The following is a 21,289-nucleotide window of genomic DNA, read 5'->3' on the forward strand; positions in this document are numbered from 1 at the left end:
CCGGCCCCACCCGGACGACCCGGCGGTGCGGGCGGCGCCGCCGGGTTACCTCCGTCCGGCTCCCGGGGAAGGCTCGTGCGTGACCGACGCGACGGAGGACGCGATGACACGCACGGCCCGGGAGCTGCTGGAGACGACCGCCGGGGAACTCGCCCCCGACCCGGGGTCCAACCCCCTGGTCCCCCTGATCGCCCGCGGCGAGGCCGACCGGGCCGTCCTGACCGCGCTCGCCCTGGAGCAGCGCCGGGTGATCCCGGCCGACCGCCGGGCCTTCCTCCACCTGGCGGAGCGGGCCGACCCGGAGTCGGCCGCGTACTTCACCGCCCTGGCCGAGGGCGAGGCCCTGGCGGCGGGACACCTGGAGACCTTCGCGGCCGCGTGCGGCGCGGACGGGGCGCGGGCGGACGCGTACGTCCCCCTGCCGGGCTGCCAGTCCTACCCCGCGTACGTCGCCTGGCTGGCCCTCAACGCGAACCCGTCCGACGTGGTCCTGGCCCTGACCGTCAACTTCTCCGCCTGGGGCGGCTACTGCGCGACGATCGCGAAGGCCCTGCGCACCCGCTACGGCTTCGGGGACGAAGCCTGCGCCTTCTTCGACTTCTTCGCGGAGCCCGCCCCCGGCCTGGACCGTGCGGCTGTACAAGCAGTCCGGACGGCCCTGGAGGAGGGACGCCTCGACGAGAAGCGCGCACGCCGGTACGCCGACCTGCTCCAGACCTACGAGGCGATGTTCTGGGCAACGCTGAGGGAACACGCCTAGGGGCGCGGGACCGTGCACGAGGGGCGGCTACGCCGCGTGGGCACGACACGCCACGAACCACCCGCGCCCGGCTACGGCGCACCCCCACTGCTGTGGGCGATACAGGCCACGTCGATCCGGTCGGCGAGCTTCGCGAGCTCGATGGTCAATGCGGCCACCGTGTCCTCGTCGAGCCCGTCCTCCCCCGCCTCGACGAGCCGGACCCACCTCCCGCCCACCGTACGCAGCAGTTTGCTGACATCGGCGGCGGCCACCTGCAAGGTCCCGCGGTCGTCGACGATCAGAGGCAGAGTCACTTCGCGGTTCACAGTCGGGATCGTAACCGCGCGGCCGTCACGCACCCTGCCACACCGTGGTGATGTTGCAGAACTCGCGGATTCCGTGCCCGGACAGCTCACGGCCGTAGCCCGACCGCTTCACCCCGCCGAAGGGGAACGCCGGATGGGACGCCGTCATCCCATTCACGTACACGCTTCCCGCCTCCAGGTCCCGTACGAACCGGTCGACCTCGGCCTCGTCGCGGGTCCAGACGTTGGAGCTCAGCCCGAAGTCGGTGTCGTTGGCGATCAGGACCGCCTCGTCGACGTCCGCCGCGCGGTACAGCGTGGCCACCGGGCCGAAGGCCTCCTCGCGGTGGATGCGCATCTCCCGGCCGATGCCGGCCAGGACGGTCGGCGGGTAGAACCAGCCGGGCCCGTCGGGGCGCTCGCCGCCGCACAGCACGGTGGCGCCCGCGCGGACGGCGTCGTCGACCAGTTCCTCCAGGTCGTCCCGGCCCCGTTCGCTGGAGAGCGGGCCGACGTCGGTCTCCTCGTCCATCGGGTCGCCGACCTTCAGCGCCTTCATGCCCGCGACGAAGCGCTCGGCGAAGGCGTCGTAGACGTCCGTGTGCACGATGAACCGCTTGGCGGCGATGCAGGACTGCCCCGCGTTCTGCGTCCGCGCGGTGACCGCGACCTCGGCGGCCCGGTCCAGGTCGGCGGAGGGCATGACCACGTACGGGTCGCTGCCGCCCAGCTCCAGCACCGTCTTCTTGATCATCTCCCCGGCGGTGGAGGCGACCGCGCGGCCCGCGGGCTCGCTCCCGGTGAGGGTGGCCGCCTTCACCCGCTCGTCCCGCAGGATGTCGTCGACCGCGGCGGAGCCGATGAGCAGGGTCTGGAAGCAGCCCTCGGCGAAGCCCGCGCGGTGGAAGAGGTCCTCCAGGTACAGCGCGGTCTGCGGCACGTTCGAGGCGTGCTTGAGCAGTCCCACGTTGCCCGCCATCAGCGCGGGCGCGGCGAACCGCACCACCTGCCACAGCGGGAAGTTCCACGGCATCACGGCGAGCACAGGACCCAGCGGCCGGTAGCGCACCAGGACCCGGGAGGCGCCGGAGTCCTTCACGTCAAAGGCGTCGGGTTCCTCGTCCGCGAGGAGCTCCGCCGCGTGATCGGCGTACCAGTGCATCGCCTTGGCGCACTTCGCGGCCTCCGCGCGGGCCTGTGCGATCGGCTTGCCCATCTCCGTGGTGATCACCCGGCCGATGGTCTCCCGGTCCTCGTCGAGGATCTCGGCGGCCCGGTGCATCAGGCGGGCGCGCTCGTCGAAGGTCGTCGTCCGGTACGTACGGAACGTGGCCTCCGCGAGCTGGATCCGGTGCCCGATCTCCTCCTCGTCCATGGGGTGGTACGTCTTGACCGTCTCGCCGTTCGCCGGGTTCACCGTGGCGATGTGCATCGCTGTCCTCCCTGGGGCGGGCTGTGCTTTCCGACCTTCCCGTGCGGCGGTGGGCGGCGCAACGCGGGAGGTCTCCTCAGGGCGAGTGCTCCGCCAGGCGGTCGAGAAACGCGGCCTGCGCGCCGATGATCACGTCGCGGGCCCGCTCCAGGGGGAACCACGCCACCCGGTCCAGCTCCGGGAACTCCTGGATCCGCCCCGATCTCGGCGGCCACTCCATCGTGAAGGTGCCGGGGAGGACCGTCGCCGGGTCGAGGTCCGCCTCCACCGCCCAGGCCGTGACGGTCTTCCCGCCGGACTGCCGGACCTCCCCGAGCGGCAGCGCCTCCCCGTCCGGCGGCGGCAGCCCCAGCTCCTCCCGGAACTCGCGGCGCGCCGCCTCCCAGGCGGGCTCACCAGGGTCGTACTCGCCCTTCGGCACGGTCCACGCCCCGCTCTCCCGCCGGGCGAAGAACGGACCGCCCATATGACCGAGCAACACCTCGATGCCCCGATCGGTGTGGCGGAACAACAGCAGTCCGGCGCTCCGGGCGCCCTTCACGGCCGTACCCCGGGGTGCGCGGCGAGCAGGGCCTCGACCGTGTCCGCCTCCTCGGGGCGCTTGTCCTCGCGGTAGCGGATCACGCGGGCGAACCGGAGGGTGACGCCGGCCGGGTAGCGGGTGGAACGCTGGAGGCCGTCGTAGGCGATCTCCACGACGAGCTCGGGGCGTACCGTCACGACGTATCCGCTCTCGTCGACCGCAAGCTCCCGCAGCCGTTCGGTCTGCCAGGCCAGCATCACGTCGGTCAGGCCCTTGAAGGTCTTGCCGAGCATGGCGAAGCCGCCGTCGGAGGTGCGGGCGCCCAGGTGCAGGTTGGAGAGCTTCCCGGTGCGGCGGCCGTGGCCCCACTCGGCGGCCAGCACCACCAGGTCGAGCGTGTGGACGGGCTTGACCTTCAGCCAGGACGCGCCGCGGCGGCCGGCGCTGTAGGGGGCGTCCAGGCCCTTGGCCACGACGCCCTCGTGGCCGCGTGCCAGCGTCCCGGCGAGGAACTCCTCGGCCGCGCCCAGGTCCCCGGGCCCCGACACGAGGGCGCGCCGCACCCGCATGGGCTCCGGGACCAGCCGGGCCAGTTCCGCGTGGCGCTCGGTGAACGGCAGGTCCAGCAGGTCACGGCCGTCCACGAAGAGCGCGTCGAAGAAGACGGGGGAGACGGGTACCTCCCGGGCGGCCGCGGCCACGTCCACCCGGGAGCCGACCCGTCCGGCGGTCTCCTGGAAGGAACGGGGGCGGCCGTCCCCGTCGAAGGAGATGACCTCCCCGTCCAGGATGAACCGCTCGCCCCGCAACCCCCGGGCCGCCGCCGTCACTTCCGGCAGCCGGTCGGTGATGTCGTCGAGGGTGCGGGTGTGCACGCGCACGGTGTCCCCGTCGCGGTGGACCTGGACGCGGATGCCGTCGAGCTTCTCCTCCACCGCGCAGGCGCCCAGCTTCTCCACCGCCTCGGCGACCGAGGAGGCGCTGTGCGCCAGCATCGGCAGCACGGGGCGGCCGACGGTGAGCCGGAACCGCTCCAGCGCCCCGGGGCCGTCCGCGAGCAGCGCCGCCGCCACCGACTGGAGCGAGCCGGCCAGCATCACGGCCCGCCGCACGTCCGCCGGGGGCGCCCCGGTCGCCCGCGCCAGCCCTTCGACCGCGACCGCGTCCAGGGCGCCCTGCCGGACCTCACCGGTGAGCAGCCCGGACAGGAACCGCTGCTCGTCCTCGGTGGACGCGCCCAGCAGCTCGCCGACCAGCCGGGCCCGCTCCGCCCGGGAGCCCGGGCCGGACACCTCGCCGAGCGCGGTGAGCAGCGCGTCGACCTCGCGCACCGTCAGGGACGGCTCGGCGGCGGGGACGATCGGACGGCTCAGCACCTTCCAGCCGACCCCGATCCGGCCCTGCGGCAGCCGCCCGGCCAGATACGGGATGACGACGGGTACGTCGTCCGCCTCCGCCTCCCGGAACAGCCCGGCGAGCAGGGCGATCTTCCGGGACCGCGCCGAGGTGGCGGCGACCTCCTGGGACACACGGGCCAGCCGGGACAGCAGCATGCAGTCATAGTGCTCCGGAGGCGGGCGCTCCACACCCCCGCCGCCCGGCGCCTACCCGTTCAGCGCGGCGTCCAGGTCGGCCATCAGCAGGTCCCCGACGATCGCGGCCGCCGCACGGTAGCCGCCGCTCGCCGCGTGCACCACCTGCTCGGAGAAACCGATCAGATTGCCCGCGGCCCAGACCCCGGGCACCGTGGTCAGGCCGGTCGAGTCGATCACCGGGTACGTGTCGAACGGGGTCTCGTTCATCTCGGCGCCCAGCCGCTCCAGCAGACTCGTCCGCGGCACCGGGCGCGGCCCGACGAAGAGCACGGAGCGGGCGTGGACGGTGCCGTCGGCCAGCCGCACCCCGGTGAGCCGGTCGTCCTCGACCACCAGTTCCGCGACCTCGCCGGGCACCACCTCGACCCCGGCGGCGGCCAGCCGGCGCAGGTCCTGGTCGGACAGTTCCTCCTCGGCGACCCGGTGCAGGAAGAAGACGACGTCCTTCGACCACTGGGACACCATCAGCGCCTGGTGCACGCTCGCCGCGCTCGACGCGAGCACACCGAACGGCTCGTCGCGCACCTCCCAGCCGTGGCAGAACGGACAGTGCAGCACGTCCCGCCCGAACCGCTCGGCGACCCCGGGGACCGCGGGCATCTCGTCCTTCAGCCCGGTGGCGACGACCAGCCGCCGGGCCCGTACGGCCGGTCCCTTGTCGAGTACGACGGTGAAGTCCCCGTCCCCGGTGACGTCCGTGACCCGGCCCCGGACGAGCTCCACGCCGTAGCGCGCGATCTCCTCCCGGCCCAGTGCCAGGAACTCGGCCGGCGCCATCCCGTCCCGGGACAGATAGCCCTGCATGTGGGACGAGGGCGCGTTGCGGGGCTCGCCCGCGTCGACGACCAGCGTGCGGTGCCGGGCCCGGCCGAGCACCAGCGCGGCGGACAGTCCCGCCGCCCCGCCGCCCACGACGACCACGTCGTACGTCTCGCTTCCGAATGTCTCGTTCATCATGACCACCTCCTTCACGACAGTCGCCCGGGCACTGCCGTATTGACAAACAACTTTGCCGAACCTGCAATATCCGTATGACTACGGACGACGTCCTCGCGGAAGTGGGCCCCCGGCTGCGCCGGATCAGGAAGGAGCGGGAGGTGACCCTCGCGGCGCTGTCCGAGGCGACCGGCATCTCCGTGAGCACCCTCTCCCGGCTGGAGTCGGGACTGCGCAAACCCAGTCTGGAACTGCTGCTGCCGATCGCGCAGGCCCACCAGGTCCCGCTGGACGAACTGGTCGGCGCGCCGCCGGTCGGCGACCCGCGCATCCGCGCGTCCGAGCCGATCCGGCGCTACGGCCGTACCCACTGGCCGCTCACCCGTCAGCCCGGCGGCCTCCAGGCGTACAAGGTGCTGGAACCGGAGCGGAGACTCGCACCCGAACCGCGTACCCACGAGGGCTACGAGTGGCTGTACGTGCTGTCCGGGAAGCTGCGGCTGGTGCTCGGCGAGCACGACGTGGTGCTGGCGGCGGGGGAGGCGGCCGAGTTCGACACGCGCGTGCCGCACTGGTTCGGGTCGACGGGGGAGGGGCCCGTGGAGTTCCTCAGCCTGTTCGGGCCGCAGGGGGAGCGGATGCACGTGCGGGCGCGGCCCAGGCGGTCGTGACGGACGGGAATCGCGGTGTGCGGGGCGAGACGGTTCCCCGATCGGCAAGCGACCGCTTAGTATGCGGTGGACCCGGTCAGGCGAACACGACGTTCACGCTCCCGTGGAGGCCCCGCATGCAGGCATGGCAAGTGCACGAGCTCGGCGAGCCGGGCGAGGTGATGCGACTCGCGGAGGCGGCGCGCCCGGCGCCCGGTGACGGGCAGGTCCTGCTGAAGGTGCGCGCCGCCAACGTCAACTTCCCGGACGCGCTGATGTGCCGGGGCCAGTACCAGGTCAGGCCGCCGCTGCCGTTCACGCCCGGCGTGGAGATCTGCGGCGAGACCGAGGACGGGCGCCGCGTGATCGCCAACCCCGTACTGCCCTGCGGCGGCTTCGCCGAGTACGCCGTCGCGGACGCCGCCGCGCTGCTGCCCGCGCCCGACGCACTGGACGACGCCGAGGCCGCCGCCCTGCACATCGGCTACCAGACCGGCTGGTTCGGCCTGCACCGCAGGGCCGGTCTGGAGGCCGGCGAGACCCTGCTCGTGCACGCCGCCGCGGGAGGGGTCGGCAGTGCGGCCGTGCAGCTCGGCAAGGCGGCGGGCGCCACCGTCATCGGTGTGGTCGGCGGGGCCGCGAAGGCGTCCGTCGCCCGTGAGCTGGGCTGCGACGTGGTGATCGACCGGCGCGAGCGGGACGTCGTCGCCGCCGTGAAGGAGGCCACCGGCGGCCGGGGCGCCGACGTGGTCTACGACCCCGTCGGCGGCCCGGCCTACGCACAGTCCGCCAAGGCCGTCGCCTTCGAGGGCCGGATCGTCGTCGTCGGCTTCGCGAGCGGGTCCATCCCGAGCCCCGCCCTGAACCACGCCCTCGTCAAGAACTACGCGATCCTCGGCCTGCACTGGGGCCTCTACAACACCAGGAACCCCGAGCTGGTCCGGCACTGCCACGAACAGCTCACCGACCTCGCCGCGCGCGGCGCGATCAAGCCGCTGGTGAGCGAGCGGGTGCCGCTCGCCGGGGCCGCCGACGCCGTGCAGCGGGTCGCGGACGGTGTCACCACCGGGCGCGTCGCCGTGCTGCCCTCGCCGGAGAACGGAGCCGCCGCATGACCGACGCCGCCGCACTGCGCCGCCGCACCCGGGAGTTCCTGTCCGCGCACCCGCCGGCCGACACCGGCCGCCTCGACTTCCTGCGCGCCCGCTTCGACGCCGGGCTCGCCTGGGTGCACTTCCCCGAGGGGCTCGGCGGACTCGGTCTCCCGCGCTCGCTCCAGGCCGTCGTGGACGCCGAACTGGAGGCCGCCGGGGCCCCCGACAACGACCCGCGCCGCATCGGCATCGGCCTGGGCATGGCCGCGCCGACGATCCTCCAGTACGGCACGCAGGAGCAGAAGCGGCGCTTCCTGAAGCCCCTGTGGACCGGCGAGGAGGTCTGGTGCCAGCTCTTCAGCGAGCCGGGCGCCGGCTCCGACCTGGCGGCGCTCGGCACCCGTGCCGTCCGGGAGGGCGAGCACTGGGTGGTGAACGGGCAGAAGGTGTGGACGTCCAGCGCCCACCTCGCCCGCTGGGCCATCCTCATCGCCCGCACCGACCCGGACGTGCCCAAGCACCGGGGCATCACGTACTTCGTGTGCGACATGACCGACCCCGGTGTCGAGGTGCGGCCACTGCGCCAGATCACCGGTGAGGCCGAGTTCAACGAGGTCTTCCTCACCGGCGTCCGCGTCCCCGACGCCCACCGTCTCGGAGAGGTCGGCGACGGCTGGAGGGTCGCGCAGACCACCCTGAACAACGAACGCGTCGCCATCGGAGGCATGCGGCTGCCCCGCGAGGGCGGCATGATCGGCCCGGTCTCGAAGACCTGGCGCGAACGGCCCGAACTGCGCACCCACGACCTGCACCAGCGGCTGCTGAAGCTCTGGGTCGAGGCGGAGGTCGCCCGGCTCACCGGCGAGCGCCTGCGCCAGCAGCTCGTCGCCGGACAGCCCGGCCCCGAGGGCGCCGGCATGAAGCTCGCCTTCGCCCGCCTCAACCAGGAGATCAGCGGCCTGGAGGTGGAACTGAGGGGTGAGGAGGGCCTGCTGTACGACGACTGGACCATGCGCCGGCCCGAACTGGTCGACTTCACCGGCCGCGACGCCGGCTACCGCTACCTCCGCTCCAAGGGCAACAGCATCGAGGGCGGGACCAGCGAGGTCCTGCTGAACATCGTCGCCGAGCGCGTCCTGGGCCTGCCCGCCGAGCCGCGCACCGACAAGGACGTCGCATGGAAGGACCTGGCCCGATGAGCGATCTCCTGTACTCGGAGGAGGAAGAGGCGCTGCGCGCCGCCGTCCGGGACCTGCTCGCCGACCACTGCGACGCGGCGGGTGTGATCGCCCGTACCGAGTCGGACGCCCCGCACGATTCGTCCCTGTGGAAGACACTCGCCGACGGCATGGGGCTCGCCGGTCTGCTGGTCCCCGAGGACCGGGGCGGCCAGGGCGCCACCCACCGCGAAGCCGCCGTCGTGCTGGAGGAGTTGGGACGCGCGGTCGCTCCCGTGCCGTATCTGACGAGCGCCGTGGTGGCCACCGAGGCGCTGCTGGCCTGCCGGGACGGCGACGACCTGCTCGCCGAGCTGGCGTCCGGGCGCGGGATCGGCGTCCTCGCCGTCGGCCTGCACACCGCTCCCGGCGCCGCGTTCGCCACCGTACGGGCGGCGGACGGCGCGCTGCACGGGGAGTTGACCGGCATCGCGGACGCCGCCGTCGCCGGCGTCCTGCTCGTACCGGCCGACGACGGCGGACTGTACGCGGTGCGGGCCGACGCGGTCACCGTCCTCCCGCAGGTCTCCCTGGACCTGACCCGCCCGGTGGCCCGGGTGGTCCTGGACGGCGCGCCCGGGCGCAGGCTGGGCGACACGGAGACCGCCGTGCACCGCGCCCTGCGGGCCGGCGCCGGACTGCTCGCCTCGGAGCAACTCGGCCTCGCCGACTGGTCGCTGACGGAGACCGTCCGCCACCTGAAGGACCGCACGCAGTTCAACCGCCCTGTCGGCGGCTTCCAGGCCCTCAAGCACCGGCTCGCCCAGCTGTGGCTGGAGACCGTCAGCCTCCGCGCCGCCGCCCGGGGCGCCGCCGACGCGCTCGCGGCCGGCGAGGACGCCGACGTGGCGGTCGCCGTCGCCCAGGCCTACGCCGCGCCCGTCGCGGTCCGGGCCGCCGAGGAGGCGCTGCAACTGCACGGCGGCATCGGCATGACCTGGGAACACCCGGTGCACCTGCACCTCAAGCGGGCCAAGGCCGACTCGATCGCCTACGGCACGGCGGGCGCCCACCGCGAGGCACTCGCCGAACTGGTCGACCTGCGCGCGCCCTGACCGGTCGCACCGGTCGCACCACGGGAGAAGCCCGCCCCTCCGGGGGCGGGCTTCTGCGCGCGACCCGCCCCGGCGAGGTGAACGACCGACGAAGGACCGGTCAACTCCCCGCACCACCCTGCTCGTCGGCCGGCCGTGGGCCTCATACTCCGCATGGTCCCGTACGGCCCTTCCAGGGAGGCAGAGCATGGCCCTCACCACCCGTCGCAGAGCCCTCACCACCCTCGGCGCCGCCCTCGCCGGCTCGGCCGCCCTCCCCGCGCCCCGGGCGTCGGCCGGCGAACACGGTCACCGCCCACGCCCGTTGTGGCGGGCCCACGCCCACAACGACTACGAGCACCCCCGTCCCCTCCTCGACGCCCTCGACCACCGCTTCGGCAGCGTCGAGGCCGACATCCACCTGGTCGGCGGCCAACTCCTCGTCGCCCACGACCCCGAGGACCTCGACCCGTCCCGCACCCTCGAGTCCCTCTACCTCGACCCGCTCGCCGCCCGGGTCCGCGCCCACCGTGGTTCGGTGTACCGCGGTCACCGCGGACCGCTCCACCTGCTGGTCGACATCAAGACCGAGGGCGCCTCCACCTACCTCGAACTCGACCGCCGTCTGCGCCGTTACCGGCGCCTGCTCACCACGTACGCCCACGGCCGGGTGCTGCCCGGACCGGTCACCGTCGTCGTCTCCGGCGACCGCGCGGCCCGTGCCCCCATGGAGGCCCAGCGGGTCCGCCGCGCCTTCTACGACGGCCGGCTCACCGACCTCGGCAGCACCGCGCCGGCCTCCTTCACCCCCCTGATCAGCGACAACTGGGAGCTCAACTTCACCTGGCGGGGCGTCGGAGCCTTCCCGGCCGCGGAGCGCCGGAAACTGCGCGACATCGTGGGCGCCGCCCACGCGCGCGGGCAGCGGGTGCGGTTCTGGGCCACCCCCGACCTGCCGGGCCCCGCCCGCGACGCGCTCTGGGGCGAACTGGTGGCGGCGGACGTCGACCACCTCAACACCGACGACCTCGCGGGCCTGGAATCCTTCCTCGACGCCCACCGGCGGGTGTGACACCACACGTTCGGGGGACAGGTCAGCAGCCCGGACGAACCCTCCGCTACGCCACACTTGCGGCCGAACGCCGCGAAACGGATGTGGCGGAGGAGGTTGACGATGGCCATTTCCATCTCTGTGGTGCTGCTGCTCTCGGTCCTTGCGGTGATCTTCCTGCGCAACAGCGGGCTGAAGATCTCCCACGCGCTGGTCTGTCTGCTGCTCGGTTTCTACCTGGCCGGCACGAGCATCGCGCCCACGATCCACAGCGGCCTCACGGCGACCGCCGACATCGTCGGCGGTCTGCGGCCGTGAGGCCACCGCACCGGGCGCGGTTCAGCGGTCGGCGACCGCGTCCCGCGGCAGCACGGTGACGCGGTGGAAGTTGCACCCCGCCGGTGCCGGCGGTGCGGGCGGGGGTGTGTTCTGGTGCGCTTTGAGGGCGACGCTCACCAGGCTCAGCAGCAGGTCCACGTCCGTGGCACAGTCCAGATGCACCGTCACCCAGCAGGAGTTCGGCACCAGCTGTATCGCGCTCGACCCGCCCAGGTCGTAGTGGAAGCGCTGGATGGCGCGACGGGTGAGGTGGAGGTCCACGTCCCGCGCGGAGTGGAAGTGGACGATCTCGTCACGGGCGGTGCGGAGCGCCTGCCCCGTACCGCAACCGGCCGGACAGGCCGTGAGATCGGACCAGGTGAGCAGTCTCTCCATGGCTCGCTGCGCCGGTGTCATGACCTCATCGTCACCTGCTCGACGTCCGGACACCAGGAGTTGGGCGATTCGTAATCGAGCGGTGAGGTGGTGGAACCGCCGGGACACCGCGGAAAACTGACATACGATCATGTGATGACGGCCGACGGACTGATGACCTGGCACGGCGTTCCCGTTCTCCTGTGCGGCGGGGACGGCCGGAAGCTGAGCGGCGGCGACACCGCCCTCGATCTGATCGGCGATGCCATGGGCTGCCACGCGGAGGCGGTGGCCGTTCCCGTCGAGCGGGTGGCCGACGAGTTCTTCGCCCTGCGCTCGGGCGTCGCCGGAGACGTGGTGCAGAAGTTCGTCAACTACCGGATCCGGCTGGTGATCGTCGGAGACATCGCCTCCCGTGTGGCAGGCAGCGACGCCCTGCGCGACTTCGTGCGGGAGTCGAACCGCGGCACTTGGACGTGGTTCGTGGCCGACCGCGCGGAGCTCGAGGAGCGGCTCGCGCGCGGGTAGTCCCGGGTCTCCCGGGCAGTCCGCGTCAGGCCCGTTCGGCCACCGCCGCCGGGTCGTCCAGGACTCCCCGCACCACCGAGTGCGCGGCGCCCAGCAGCGGGCCCTCGGGGCCCAGCGGGGAGACGGAGACGGGACAGGCCGGCCCCGCGGTACGGCGGGCCAGTTCGGAGCGGAGCGACGGCAGCAGCCAGGGGGCGAGCCCGGACAGGGCTCCGCCCAGCACCACGCTCTCGGGGTCCAGCAGGTTGACCGCCCCGGTCAGGGCGATCCCGAGCGCCGTCCCCGCGTCCTCCAGGGCGCGTCGTACGTCCGGATCGCCCTGCTCGGCGCGGCCCGCGAGGAGGCCGACGCGGTCCTCGCCCGGCTCCAGTCCGGCCGCGCGCAGCACCGCCTCCTCGCCGGCGTACTGCTCCAGGCAGCCCCGTCCGCCGCAGGCGCACTCCGGTCCGTCCGGCCGTACCGGTACATGGCCCAACTCGCCCGCGAAACCACGGTTCCCGTGCAGCAGCCGTCCGTCCACGACGACCGCGGCGCCGATGCCGATCTCGGCGGACACGTGGAGGAAGTCGCGCGGGGTGCCCTCGCCGAGCCACAGTTCGGCCAGCGCGCCGAAGTTGGCCTCGTTGGCCACGGTGAGCGGCAGGCCCGCCGGGAGGAGGTCGCCGAGGTCCGTGTCGAGCCAGCCGAGGTTCGGGGCGCGCACGACGGTCCGGGCGTCGCGCGCCACCAGACCCGGTACGGCCACGGCGAGCCCCGCCGGCCACAGGCCCTCGGCCTCCACCTCGGCGACGACCCGCTCCGTCAGCTCGGTGAGCTCCCCGAGCACCGGTCCGGGGGAGCGGTCCCGGTTCGCGACGTGCCGCACCGCCCGCGACCGGACCCGTCCGCGCAGGTCGACCGCGCAGACCGCGAGGTGGTCGACGCCGATCTCGGCGCCGATCCCCGCGGGGCCGCGCCCGCTGACGGCGAGCGCCGAGCCGGGACGGCCCACGCGTCCGGGCCGCTCGGGTCCCAGTTCCTCCAGCAGGCCCGAGCGGATGAGTTCGTCGACCAGCGTGGACACCGCCGCGCGGGTCAGGCCGATGCGGGAGGCGACGGCGGCCCGGGACAGCGGCCCCTCGGCGCTGACGGTGTGCATCACCCGCGAGAGGTTGCGGCGGCGCATGCCCTGCTGGGTGTCGGGCAACGCGCGCCCCGGACCGGCCGGGCGGGCCTTGTGCAGCGGTGCGCTCATTCCTCCGTCGTTCCTCGTTCTCCGCGGTCGTCGGTGCGCTGACGGCCGCTGCGGCTGATCGGCCTGTGGGCCGGTGCCGGCGGGCCCGTGCCCCCCGGTCGGCGCCGGAGGGCGGGCACGGGCGGTCGGCGCCGTGCCGGTGGGCGCCGTCAGTCGGCGGTCGTGCCGCGGTTCAGCAGCGGGGCCGCGTCGGAGAGTACCCCGGCCAGCCCGGCCAGCGTCTCCTCGTCCCGCTCCACGGCCTCCAGCACCGGGCCCGCCGCCGTGTCCCAGCGCCGGGCGACCGCGGCCGGGTCCTCCCCGGTGAGCAGCCCGGCGGCCTGCGCCGCCGCACCGAGCGCGACCAGTTCCTTGGCCCGTGGCACCTGCACCGAGCGTCCCGACAGCCGCCGCACGGTCTGCTGCCAGGCGGTGCCCCGGGCGCCGCCGCCGATCAACAGCAGGGGCGCCGACGGGTCGGCGTCCTCGTCGAGGACGAGGTCGAGCGCGGCCAGCAGGGAGTACACGGCGCCGTCGTAGGCGGCCTGGAGCAGCTGGCCGCCGGTGGTGTCGTGGCGCAGCCCGTGCAGCAGGCCGGAGGAGCGGGGGAGGTTCGGGGTGCGCTCGCCGTCCAGGAAGGGCAGCAGCGTGACACCGCGCCCGGGTTCGACGGCCTCGCGGTCCAGGTTCAGCAGCGCCGCGACCCGGTCCACGGCCAGCGTGCAGTTGAGCGTGCAGGCCAGCGGCAGCCAGTCACCGCGCGCGTCGGCGAACCCCGCCACCGTGCCGGTCGGATCGGACGGCCTGCGCTGCGTCACCGCGTACACGGTGCCCGAGGTGCCGAGGCTCATCACCGGCGTGCCGGGGCGCGCCCCGAGGCCCAGCGCGGCGGCGGCGTTGTCACCGGTGCCGCACGCCACCAGGGTCCCCTTGGAGAACGGCAGGTCGTGGCCGTCGCGCACGGTCCCGGCGACCTCCCCGGGGCGCACCACGCGCGGCAGCAGCGCCGGGTCGAGTCCCACGTGCGCGAGGATCTCCTCGTCGTACGCCTCCGTCCCCGAAGCCCACCATCCGGTGCCGGACGCGTCGCCGCGGTCGGTCGTGCCCTGCCCGGTGAGCCGCTCGGTGAGGTAGTCGTGCGGGAGGCGGACCGCCTTGGTGGCGCGCACCGCGTCCGGCTCGTGCTCCGCCAGCCAGGCCCACTTGGTGACCGTGAAGGAGGCGGTCGGCACGCTTCCGGTGCGCTCGGCCCAGAACTTCGCGCCGCCCAGCTCCTCGATCAGCCGGCGGCCCTGCGGCGCGGAACGCACGTCGTTCCACAGCAGGGCGGGGCGGACCGGCTCGCCGTGCCCGTCCAGGGTGACCAGGCCGTGCTGCTGCCCGCCGATCGACACCGCGGCGGCCTCGTGCGCCGCCGGGCCGCACTGGCGCAGCGCCTCGGACAGGGCGTCCCACCACTGGCGCGGATCGCTCTCCCGGCCGGCCCCCGAGGTCACCGTGTGCGGGGCCTGGCCGCTCGCGACGATCCGGCCGGTGGCCACGTCGACGACCAGCGCCTTGGTGGACTGGGTGGATGTGTCCACGCCGACGACGAGCGGTCCCTCGGCTGCTGACATCGGTCTCTCCCTCTTCCGCACGCGGCGGGGTGTGTCTCTTCCCAGAAATGTTCCTGCATACTAATTTGTAAACCGCCATGACGAAATAGCCTCAGCGAGCAAGGAGCCGCGGCATGAACTACCAGCCCACCCCCGAGGACAAGTTCACCTTCGGACTGTGGACCGTCGGCTGGCAGGGACGGGACCCCTTCGGCGACGCCACGCGGCGGGCCCTCGACCCGGCCGAGTCGGTGCGGCGCCTGGCCGAGCTGGGCGCCCACGGCGTCACGTTCCACGACGACGACCTCATCCCCTTCGGCTCGAGCGACAGCGAGCGCGAGGAGCACATCAAGCGGTTCCGGCAGGCGCTGGACGACACCGGCATGAAGGTGCCGATGGCCACCACCAACCTGTTCACCCACCCGGTGTTCAAGGACGGCGGGTTCACCGCGAACGACCGTGACGTGCGCCGCTACGCGCTGCGCAAGACCATCCGCAACATCGACCTCGCGGTCGAGCTCGGCGCGCAGACCTACGTGGCCTGGGGCGGTCGTGAGGGTGCCGAGTCCGGCGGCGCCAAGGACGTGCGGGACGCCCTCGACCGCATGAAGGAGGCCTTCGACCTGCTCGGCGAGTACGTCACCGCCCAGGGGTACGACATCCGCTTCGCCATCGAGCCCAAGCCGAACGAGCCGCGCGGCGACATCCTGCTGCCCACCATCGGCCACGCCCTGGCGTTCATCGAGCGCCTGGAGCGCCCGGAGCTGTACGGCGTCAACCCGGAGGTCGGCCACGAGCAGATGGCCGGGCTGAACTTCCCGCACGGCATCGCGCAGGCGCTGTGGGCGGGCAAGCTCTTCCACATCGACCTCAACGGCCAGTCCGGCATCAAGTACGACCAGGACCTCCGCTTCGGCGCGGGCGACCTGCGGGCCGCGTTCTGGCTGGTGGACCTGCTGGAGTCGGCCGGGTACGAGGGCCCGCGGCACTTCGACTTCAAGCCGCCGCGGACCGAGGACCTCGACGGCGTGTGGGCCTCGGCGGCCGGCTGCATGCGCAACTACCTGATCCTCAAGGAGCGCGCGGCCGCGTTCCGCTCGGACCCGGAGGTGCAGGAGGCGCTGCGCGCGGCCCGGCTGGACCAGCTGGCCCAGCCCACGGCGGCCGACGGCCTCCAGGCCCTGCTCGACGACCGCTCCGCCTTCGAGGACTTCGACGCCGACGAGGCCGCCGCGCGGGGCATGGCCTTCGAGCGCCTGGACCAGCTGGCGATGGACCACCTGCTGGGCGCCCGGGGCTGAGCCCCCGACCGCGAGGGCGCGGCCGTCCCACTTCTGCCACGGGACGGCCGCGCCCTCGCGCACACGTCCGGGACGGCCGCTCCCCGCGCGATGGCGGGACGGCCGCGCCCCCACGTGTGGTTCGCCCCCGGTCGTGGCCGACGCGACGACCGCGCGGAATCACGCGCGCGGTGGCACGTGCCCGGGCCGACCTCCCGGCGGCGACGTCCCGCGCGGGACGGCGCGGCCCGAGCCGGCCCGGTACGCATCCCGCGGGCGCGCCCTCGCGCGGTACGACCGTGTGGCGCACGCGAGCGGTACGGGTCGGGCCCGCCGCGAGGACGGCACTGTTCCGGGCACGCGTTCCGCGTGGGGTACGCCGTGGGCATGGCGCCCGTGCCCTGAGTCCGTATCGACTTCCGCGCGAAGTCCTCGCGCAGACCCCGTATGCGCGGCGACCATGGTGTGCAGGGACATGCCACCCGCACCGCCCCGGCCGCCGGACGGCGGCAGTCTCGGACCACCCGCGAACGACGGCGCGCCGCCGCCCCGCCCTCCCGGCGGGCGCAGGCCCGTGCTCCTTCTGCTCGCCGTCGTCGCCATCGCGGCCGTGTCCCTCGTCGTCCTGACGGCCACGGGTGACGACGACTCGCCGGCCAAGGAGCCCACCGGGAGCAGCACGGGCACCGGCGGCTCACCCGCTCCGTCGCCGGGCATCCCCTCCGAGCTCCCCAGCGGTCTCCCGAGCCGCCTCCCCTCCGGTTTCCCCACGGAGCTGCCGTCCGAGCTCCCGAGCGAGCTGCCGAGCGGCCTGGAGTCGCTCCTGCCGTCCCTGGACGACGTGGAACTGCCCTGACGACACCGCACGAGACACGGTCACTCCCCGGAGAGGCCCTCGGCCGAGGCCGTCGCCGGACCCCTGCGGGAACTCCTGCCGGTGCCCGGCGACCGTGTTCCTCGCGGTAGGGCTACTGGGGCCGGTCATGGCTTTGGTGCGGTGACGGTTTCGCCGGCGGCTGACTTCCAGGTGCGCGCCCCGCCGTGGCCAGGGCCGTCGCCGGGTCCGGGGAGGAATCCCCCGCCGGGATCCACCGGCCGCGTTCCTCGCGGTACGGCCACCAGCGGCCCTCGCGGCCCAGGCGCAGCTGGACGGGTGCGCCGACCACCGTCCACCGGTTGGCCCGGGCCCGAAGCGCCGGCCGTTCGTCCTCGTCCCACGCCGAGTCGAGGGCGGCACGCGCGCGTGCCAGCCGTTCGCCCTCCACGATCCACTCCTCGTCGAGCACGGCCAGGGCCGCCGTACCGCCGTGCCGCCAGGCCCGTACGGCCACGGCCAGCCCTTCCCGGCCACGCCCCGACCCCTCGGCGAGCCGCCCCGCCACCGCGCCGCCGGGCTCCCCGGCGGCCAGCCGCACCGCGTCCCGCGCGACGGTCGGTTCCGGTTCCGCGGGCTGCCGTTCGTGCCCGTCCCGGAGCGCCCGGGCCAGCATCCGGTGGGCCTGTACGGCGGTCCGGGCGGCCAGGAACTCCAGCGCGGACGGATCGATCCCGGCCGCGGGCTCCGCCTCCGCGTCCAGCGACGGCGGAGTCCCCGGCTCGAAGGGGAGGGCGGGGGCGTCGGGAAGCGACGGCAGGATGTCACCGGCCGCGTAGGCCTCGGCCGCGTCCACGCCCTCCGGGCCCTGGGCGGGCCGCCCGGCGGACGCGTCGTCCCGGGCCTGGAGCGCGTCCAGCAGGGCGCGTTCGCCCCGCCCCCGCACCAGCAGCAGGACGAACGGGTCCTGGTCCAGCAGCCGGGCCACCTGATAGCACAGCGCCGCCGTGTGACCGCAGTGGTCCCAGGCGCCGCAGCCGCACTCCGGCTCCAGATCGCCCGGGCCCGGCAGCAGTTCGACGCCGGCCGACTCCGCGTCCTCGACCAGGTGCGTCGGCATCTCGCGGTCGAGCAGCGCTGCGACGTGCCCGGCCCGCTCCACGGCCATGGCCAGGAAACGGTCCCACCGCTCCTCGGACAGCTCCTGCAGCAGCACGTCCGCGCGGTGGGCCGTGCCGTCCCGGTCCTGTACGACCGCCGTGACGCGTCCCGGCCGTACGGACACCGCGCCGACCGCGCCCGAGCGGGCGAGCCCGCGGCCCGCCTTGAGCTGCCCGGAGTCCAGCGCCGTGCCCTCCAGCGCCGTCAGCCAGGCCCGGCCCCACCAGGTCCGCGCGAAACCGCGCCCCCGCGCGGGCGGCAGCGCGGCGAAGGTGCGCTCCGCGTCGGCCCCGTCACCGTCGTACCGGGTCATCCCCGTCCCCCTCGCAGTTCGACCAGCTCCGCCAGCTCGGTGTCGGTCAGTTCGGTGAGCGCCGCCTCGCCGGAGCCGAGCACCGCTTCGGCCAGCTCACGCTTGCGCTCCAGCAGTCCGGCGATGCGGTCCTCGACGGTCCCCTCGGCGATGATGCGGTGCACCTGCACCGGCCGGGTCTGGCCGATGCGGTACGCGCGGTCCGTCGCCTGCGCCTCGACAGCGGGGTTCCACCAGCGGTCGTAGTGCACGACGTGCTCCGCGCGGGTGAGGTTCAGTCCGGTTCCCGCCGCCTTCAACGACAGCAGGAAGACCGGCACCTCGCCGTCCTGGAAACGGCGCACCATCGCCTCGCGCACGGCGACCGGCGTGCCGCCGTGCAGGAACTGCGTCGGCACGCCCCGCGCGGCCAGATGCCGTTCCAGCAGCCGCGCCATGTGCACGTACTGCGTGAAGACCAGGACGCCGGCCCGCTCGGTGAGGACCGTGTCGAGGAGTTCGTCCAGCAGCTCCAGCTTCCCGGACCTCCCGGCGACCACCGGCCGCTCCTCCTTGAGGAACTGCGCCGGGTGGTTGCAGATCTGCTTCAGGCCGGTCAGCAGCTTCACGATCAGCCCGCGCCGCGCCATGCTGCCGGCGCCCGCGATCTCGGCCATCGCCTCGCGCACCACGGCCTCGTACAGCGCCGTCTGCTCCTGGGTGAGCGACACCGCGTGATCGGTCTCCGTCTTGGGCGGCAGCTCGGGCGCGATCCCGGGGTCCGACTTGCGGCGGCGCAGGAGGAACGGCCGTACCAGACGGGCCAGCCGGTCCGCCGCGGCCGGGTCCTGCCCGCCCTCGACGGCGTCCGCGTACCGCCGCCGGAAGGTGCCGAGCCGGCCCAGCAGGCCGGGGGTCGTCCAGTCGAGGATCGCCCACAGTTCCGACAGGTTGTTCTCCACCGGCGTGCCGGTGAGCGCCACGCGCGCGCGTGCGCCGAGGGAACGCAGCCGGCGGGCCGTCGAGGAGTACGGGTTCTTCACGTGCTGGGCCTCGTCGGCGACGACCATGCCCCAGGGGACCCCGGCGAGCCGGGGGGCGTCCAGCCGCATGGTGCCGTACGTGGTGAGCACGAACCCGCCGTCGGCCAGGTCGTCCAGCGTCCGCCGCGCGCCGTGGAAGCGGCGCACCGGGGTGCCGGGCGCGAACCGCTCGATCTCCCGCTGCCAGTTGCCCATCAGGGAGGTCGGGCAGACCACGAGAGTGGGGCCCGCGGACTCCGGATCGCTCTGGCGGTGCAGGTGCAGGGCGATCAGGGTGATGGTCTTGCCGAGCCCCATGTCGTCGGCGAGGCAGCAGCCCAGGCCCAGGGCGGTCGTCCGGGCCAGCCAGGTCAGGCCGCGCCGCTGGTAGTCCCGCAGTGTGGCGGCGAGCGCGGCGGGCTGCTCGACGGGCTCCTGCGCCTCGGGGGCCGCGAGCCGGTCCCGCAGGGCCGCCGGCCACCCGGTGGGCCGGACCTCGATCCGGCCGCCGTCGACCTCCACGGAGCCCGTCAGGGCCGCGCCGAGCGCGTCGATCGGCGTGATCTTGCGGTCCTGGCGCGCACGGGCCCGGGCCAGTTCCCGCGGATCGACCAGGACCCACTGGTCGCGCAGCCGTACGAGGGGGCGGTTCGCCTCGGCCAGCCGGTCCAACTCCTCGCGCGTGAGCCGCCGGTCGCCCAGGGCGAACCACCAGTCGAAGGCGAGCAGCGCGTCGGCGGACAGGAACGACGGCCCGTCCGCGGATCCGCTCCTCCCGGGCCCCGGGCCGTCGTCGGCGGGACCGATCTCCGCGCGGGTGGTGAGTTCGCGGACCAGTTCCCTGGGCCAGTGCACGTCGACGCCCGCAGCGGCGAGCACCCGGCCGCCGTCACCGAGGAGTTCGGCGATCTCCTCCTCCGCCAGGTCCACCGCGTCCGGCACGGTCGCCGACAGCAAGGGGGCGAGCGGCGCCCAGGCCCGCGCCGCACGGCGGAGCGCGAGCAGGGCGTCCATCCGCGCACGGGAGCCGAAGGCCGCGTCGAAGGCCCCGGCCCACACCTCGCCGGCGTCCGCGACGAGCGCGGGGTCGTTCACGCCGTGCATCTGGAGGACGGCCCGGAACGACACGTCCGCGGTGTCGGCTGTGTCCGTGAGCCCGCGCGCCTCGATCCGCAGGGACAGCCGTACGCCGGCGTCGTGGCCGGCGGCGACGTCGGCGGCCCAGGCCCGCAGTCCGGGCAGCCGTTGCGGCTCAGGTGCCGCGAAGGCGGCGGCGCCCGTCACGAGGTGGGCGGCGGGGGAGCGGGGGAGGGTGTCGGCGACCGCGTCGAGGAAGGCGCGCAGCAGCCGTTCGGGGTCGGGCAGTCGCGGCGGCCCGGTGCCGTCCAGCGGCGTCGCGTGCGCCTCGGGCGGCATCGCGGCGGCGAGCCGGCGGATCGCCTCGACGTCCTCCGCGCCCAGCGGGCCGACGCGCCAGGCGTCGTGGTCGGCGGGGGAGAGGCCGGGCAGCAGCAGGCCGCGCGCCACCAGATGCAGGGCGTGCACGGCGGCGGCGCCCCAGAACCGGGTGGCCCGGTGCGCCGCACCACCGGCACGCGCACGCGTGAGGAACGGGAGCGCGTCGCGTACCGGCAGCACGGCGGCGGGCACACGTACCGCCTCGATCCCGTCGTCGCCCGGCACCACGACGGTCAGCTCCTCGGCCGACGCCGCGTCCACGGCCGGGGGAGGCGAGCCGTCGGGCCGCCAGAACGCGACCCGACCGGTGCGGGCGGGGTCACCCGGTACGAACACGGCCGGACAACCGGCCAGTTGTTCGGTGCGGGCGGTGCGGGCGGGGTGCGCGGGGTGGGGCGTCGGGGGAGTCGTCTGCGCGGTGATGACAGAAGTCCTCAAACTTGACTAGTGAAGCCGGAGTCGCCGAGGATACAGCACGAGCGGCGTCGGCCAGGTATGCCCCCGCTGTGAGCTGAGTCACCATGGAGACGCGTCGTGCGCCTCCCGGATGGGAGGCGCACGACGCGTTCCCGCAGACCTTAGGGGGCGTATCTCAGGGACGTCTCGGGGTAGCGGTCCGGAACCGCCGCGGGCGCGGGTCCGTTTTCACGGCAG

General features: G+C 74.3%; 20 protein-coding genes. 10 read left to right on the top strand and 10 right to left on the bottom strand.

Annotated elements, in window-relative coordinates; all coding sequences use genetic code 11:
• Positions 1 to 103 precede the first annotated feature (103 nt).
• Complete coding sequence (locus ADK41_RS18210) at positions 104 to 760, top strand: hypothetical protein (RefSeq protein ID WP_030822374.1); 657 nt, start codon at positions 104 to 106, stop codon at positions 758 to 760.
• Between the two features lie 71 nt (positions 761 to 831).
• Here the strand turns inward: ADK41_RS18210 and ADK41_RS18215 are convergent, their stop codons facing one another.
• The 5 genes from ADK41_RS18215 to ADK41_RS18235 all read right to left on the bottom strand — a co-directional run bounded on the left by ADK41_RS18215 (position 832) and on the right by ADK41_RS18235 (position 5,554).
• Positions 832 to 1,068, bottom strand: a complete 237-nt coding sequence (locus ADK41_RS18215) for a DUF6213 family protein (RefSeq protein ID WP_004991175.1) — start codon at positions 1,066 to 1,068, stop codon at positions 832 to 834.
• 25 nt (positions 1,069 to 1,093) lie between these two features.
• Positions 1,094 to 2,479: an NADP-dependent succinic semialdehyde dehydrogenase gene (locus tag ADK41_RS18220; RefSeq protein WP_030822380.1), complete on the bottom strand. Its 1,386-nt coding sequence runs from the start codon at positions 2,477 to 2,479 to the stop codon at positions 1,094 to 1,096.
• 76 nt (positions 2,480 to 2,555) lie between these two features.
• Positions 2,556 to 3,020, bottom strand: coding sequence for an NUDIX domain-containing protein (locus ADK41_RS18225; protein WP_030822384.1), 465 nt, complete (start codon positions 3,018 to 3,020; stop codon positions 2,556 to 2,558).
• Positions 3,017 to 4,555: an ATP-dependent DNA ligase gene (locus ADK41_RS18230; RefSeq protein WP_030822387.1), complete on the bottom strand. Its 1,539-nt coding sequence runs from the start codon at positions 4,553 to 4,555 to the stop codon at positions 3,017 to 3,019. The genes ADK41_RS18225 and ADK41_RS18230 overlap by 4 nt, the downstream gene beginning before the upstream one ends.
• 51 nt (positions 4,556 to 4,606) lie before the next feature.
• On the bottom strand, positions 4,607 to 5,554 hold the full coding sequence (locus ADK41_RS18235; RefSeq protein WP_030822390.1) for an NAD(P)/FAD-dependent oxidoreductase: 948 nt from the start codon (positions 5,552 to 5,554) through the stop codon (positions 4,607 to 4,609).
• 74 nt (positions 5,555 to 5,628) lie between these two features.
• On the opposite strand from ADK41_RS18235, the gene ADK41_RS18240 reads away from it, so the two are divergent.
• From ADK41_RS18240 to ADK41_RS18265, 6 genes are all read left to right on the top strand, one after another.
• A complete protein-coding gene (locus tag ADK41_RS18240) occupies positions 5,629 to 6,204 on the top strand; it encodes a helix-turn-helix domain-containing protein (protein WP_030822393.1) in 576 nt (191 codons plus the stop codon).
• 116 nt (positions 6,205 to 6,320) lie between these two features.
• Positions 6,321 to 7,298 carry an NADPH:quinone oxidoreductase family protein gene (locus tag ADK41_RS18245; protein WP_030822396.1) on the top strand — a complete coding sequence of 326 codons (978 nt, stop codon included), beginning with the start codon at positions 6,321 to 6,323 and terminating at the stop codon, positions 7,296 to 7,298.
• A complete protein-coding gene (locus ADK41_RS18250; RefSeq protein ID WP_030822399.1) occupies positions 7,295 to 8,476 on the top strand; it encodes an acyl-CoA dehydrogenase family protein in 1,182 nt (393 codons plus the stop codon). The genes ADK41_RS18245 and ADK41_RS18250 overlap by 4 nt, the downstream gene beginning before the upstream one ends.
• Entirely contained in the window at positions 8,473 to 9,549 is a 1,077-nt protein-coding gene (locus ADK41_RS18255; RefSeq protein ID WP_030822402.1) for an acyl-CoA dehydrogenase family protein, read from the top strand. The genes ADK41_RS18250 and ADK41_RS18255 overlap by 4 nt, the downstream gene beginning before the upstream one ends.
• A gap of 187 nt (positions 9,550 to 9,736) precedes the next feature.
• Entirely contained in the window at positions 9,737 to 10,600 is an 864-nt protein-coding gene (locus ADK41_RS18260) for a phosphatidylinositol-specific phospholipase C/glycerophosphodiester phosphodiesterase family protein (protein WP_030822405.1), read from the top strand.
• 102 nt (positions 10,601 to 10,702) lie between these two features.
• Entirely contained in the window at positions 10,703 to 10,897 is a 195-nt protein-coding gene (locus ADK41_RS18265; RefSeq protein WP_030822408.1) for a hypothetical protein, read from the top strand.
• Positions 10,898 to 10,918: 21 nt separating this feature from the next.
• Here the strand turns inward: ADK41_RS18265 and ADK41_RS18270 are convergent, their stop codons facing one another.
• Entirely contained in the window at positions 10,919 to 11,314 is a 396-nt protein-coding gene (locus ADK41_RS18270) for a luciferase family protein (RefSeq protein ID WP_030822410.1), read from the bottom strand.
• 114 nt (positions 11,315 to 11,428) lie between these two features.
• On the opposite strand from ADK41_RS18270, the gene ADK41_RS18275 reads away from it, so the two are divergent.
• On the top strand, positions 11,429 to 11,800 hold the full coding sequence (locus ADK41_RS18275) for a DUF4180 domain-containing protein (RefSeq protein ID WP_030822413.1): 372 nt from the start codon (positions 11,429 to 11,431) through the stop codon (positions 11,798 to 11,800).
• 25 nt (positions 11,801 to 11,825) lie between these two features.
• On the opposite strand, the gene ADK41_RS18280 is transcribed toward ADK41_RS18275, so the two are convergent.
• Both ADK41_RS18280 and xylB read right to left on the bottom strand, forming a co-directional pair.
• A complete protein-coding gene (locus ADK41_RS18280) occupies positions 11,826 to 13,034 on the bottom strand; it encodes an ROK family transcriptional regulator (protein ID WP_030822416.1) in 1,209 nt (402 codons plus the stop codon).
• Between the two features lie 149 nt (positions 13,035 to 13,183).
• A complete protein-coding gene (gene xylB, locus ADK41_RS18285) occupies positions 13,184 to 14,629 on the bottom strand; it encodes a xylulokinase (RefSeq protein ID WP_030822419.1) in 1,446 nt (481 codons plus the stop codon).
• 113 nt (positions 14,630 to 14,742) lie between these two features.
• Between xylB and xylA the strand changes: the two genes are divergently transcribed.
• Both xylA and ADK41_RS18295 read left to right on the top strand, forming a co-directional pair.
• The gene (xylA, locus tag ADK41_RS18290; protein WP_030822422.1) at positions 14,743 to 15,909 is read left to right on the top strand and encodes a xylose isomerase; all 1,167 of its coding nucleotides are present in this window, start codon (positions 14,743 to 14,745) and stop codon (positions 15,907 to 15,909) included.
• Positions 15,910 to 16,363: 454 nt separating this feature from the next.
• Complete coding sequence (locus ADK41_RS18295) at positions 16,364 to 16,744, top strand: hypothetical protein (RefSeq protein ID WP_234318634.1); 381 nt, start codon at positions 16,364 to 16,366, stop codon at positions 16,742 to 16,744.
• Positions 16,745 to 16,856: 112 nt separating this feature from the next.
• Here the strand turns inward: ADK41_RS18295 and ADK41_RS18300 are convergent, their stop codons facing one another.
• Entirely contained in the window at positions 16,857 to 18,176 is a 1,320-nt protein-coding gene (locus ADK41_RS18300; protein WP_051843035.1) for an SWF or SNF family helicase, read from the bottom strand.
• Positions 18,173 to 20,989, bottom strand: coding sequence for a DEAD/DEAH box helicase (locus ADK41_RS18305; RefSeq protein ID WP_030822430.1), 2,817 nt, complete (start codon positions 20,987 to 20,989; stop codon positions 18,173 to 18,175). Before ADK41_RS18305 ends, ADK41_RS18300 begins: the two co-directional genes overlap by 4 nt.
• Positions 20,990 to 21,289: the final 300 nt, after the last annotated feature.

Origin of the sequence: Streptomyces caelestis, from assembly GCF_001279005.1 — a bacterium.
In the GTDB taxonomy this organism is placed as follows: domain Bacteria; phylum Actinomycetota; class Actinomycetes; order Streptomycetales; family Streptomycetaceae; genus Streptomyces; species Streptomyces heliomycini.

Bases quoted from the DNA above. Each gene is read 5' to 3' on its own strand.
- ADK41_RS18210 (WP_030822374.1), top strand. From the start codon at position 104: ATGACACGCACGGCCCGGGAGCTGCTGGAGACGACCGCCGGGGAACTC.
- ADK41_RS18220 (WP_030822380.1), bottom strand. From the start codon at position 2,479: ATGCACATCGCCACGGTGAACCCGGCGAACGGCGAGACGGTCAAGACG.
- ADK41_RS18230 (WP_030822387.1), bottom strand. From the start codon at position 4,555: ATGCTGCTGTCCCGGCTGGCCCGTGTGTCCCAGGAGGTCGCCGCCACC.
- ADK41_RS18235 (WP_030822390.1), bottom strand. From the start codon at position 5,554: ATGATGAACGAGACATTCGGAAGCGAGACGTACGACGTGGTCGTCGTG.
- ADK41_RS18240 (WP_030822393.1), top strand. From the start codon at position 5,629: ATGACTACGGACGACGTCCTCGCGGAAGTGGGCCCCCGGCTGCGCCGG.
- ADK41_RS18245 (WP_030822396.1), top strand. From the start codon at position 6,321: ATGCAGGCATGGCAAGTGCACGAGCTCGGCGAGCCGGGCGAGGTGATG.
- ADK41_RS18250 (WP_030822399.1), top strand. From the start codon at position 7,295: ATGACCGACGCCGCCGCACTGCGCCGCCGCACCCGGGAGTTCCTGTCC.
- ADK41_RS18255 (WP_030822402.1), top strand. From the start codon at position 8,473: ATGAGCGATCTCCTGTACTCGGAGGAGGAAGAGGCGCTGCGCGCCGCC.
- ADK41_RS18260 (WP_030822405.1), top strand. From the start codon at position 9,737: ATGGCCCTCACCACCCGTCGCAGAGCCCTCACCACCCTCGGCGCCGCC.
- ADK41_RS18265 (WP_030822408.1), top strand. From the start codon at position 10,703: ATGGCCATTTCCATCTCTGTGGTGCTGCTGCTCTCGGTCCTTGCGGTG.
- ADK41_RS18270 (WP_030822410.1), bottom strand. From the start codon at position 11,314: ATGACACCGGCGCAGCGAGCCATGGAGAGACTGCTCACCTGGTCCGAT.
- ADK41_RS18275 (WP_030822413.1), top strand. From the start codon at position 11,429: ATGACGGCCGACGGACTGATGACCTGGCACGGCGTTCCCGTTCTCCTG.
- ADK41_RS18280 (WP_030822416.1), bottom strand. From the start codon at position 13,034: ATGAGCGCACCGCTGCACAAGGCCCGCCCGGCCGGTCCGGGGCGCGCG.
- xylB (WP_030822419.1), bottom strand. From the start codon at position 14,629: ATGTCAGCAGCCGAGGGACCGCTCGTCGTCGGCGTGGACACATCCACC.
- xylA (WP_030822422.1), top strand. From the start codon at position 14,743: ATGAACTACCAGCCCACCCCCGAGGACAAGTTCACCTTCGGACTGTGG.
- ADK41_RS18295 (WP_234318634.1), top strand. From the start codon at position 16,364: ATGCCACCCGCACCGCCCCGGCCGCCGGACGGCGGCAGTCTCGGACCA.
- ADK41_RS18300 (WP_051843035.1), bottom strand. From the start codon at position 18,176: ATGACCCGGTACGACGGTGACGGGGCCGACGCGGAGCGCACCTTCGCC.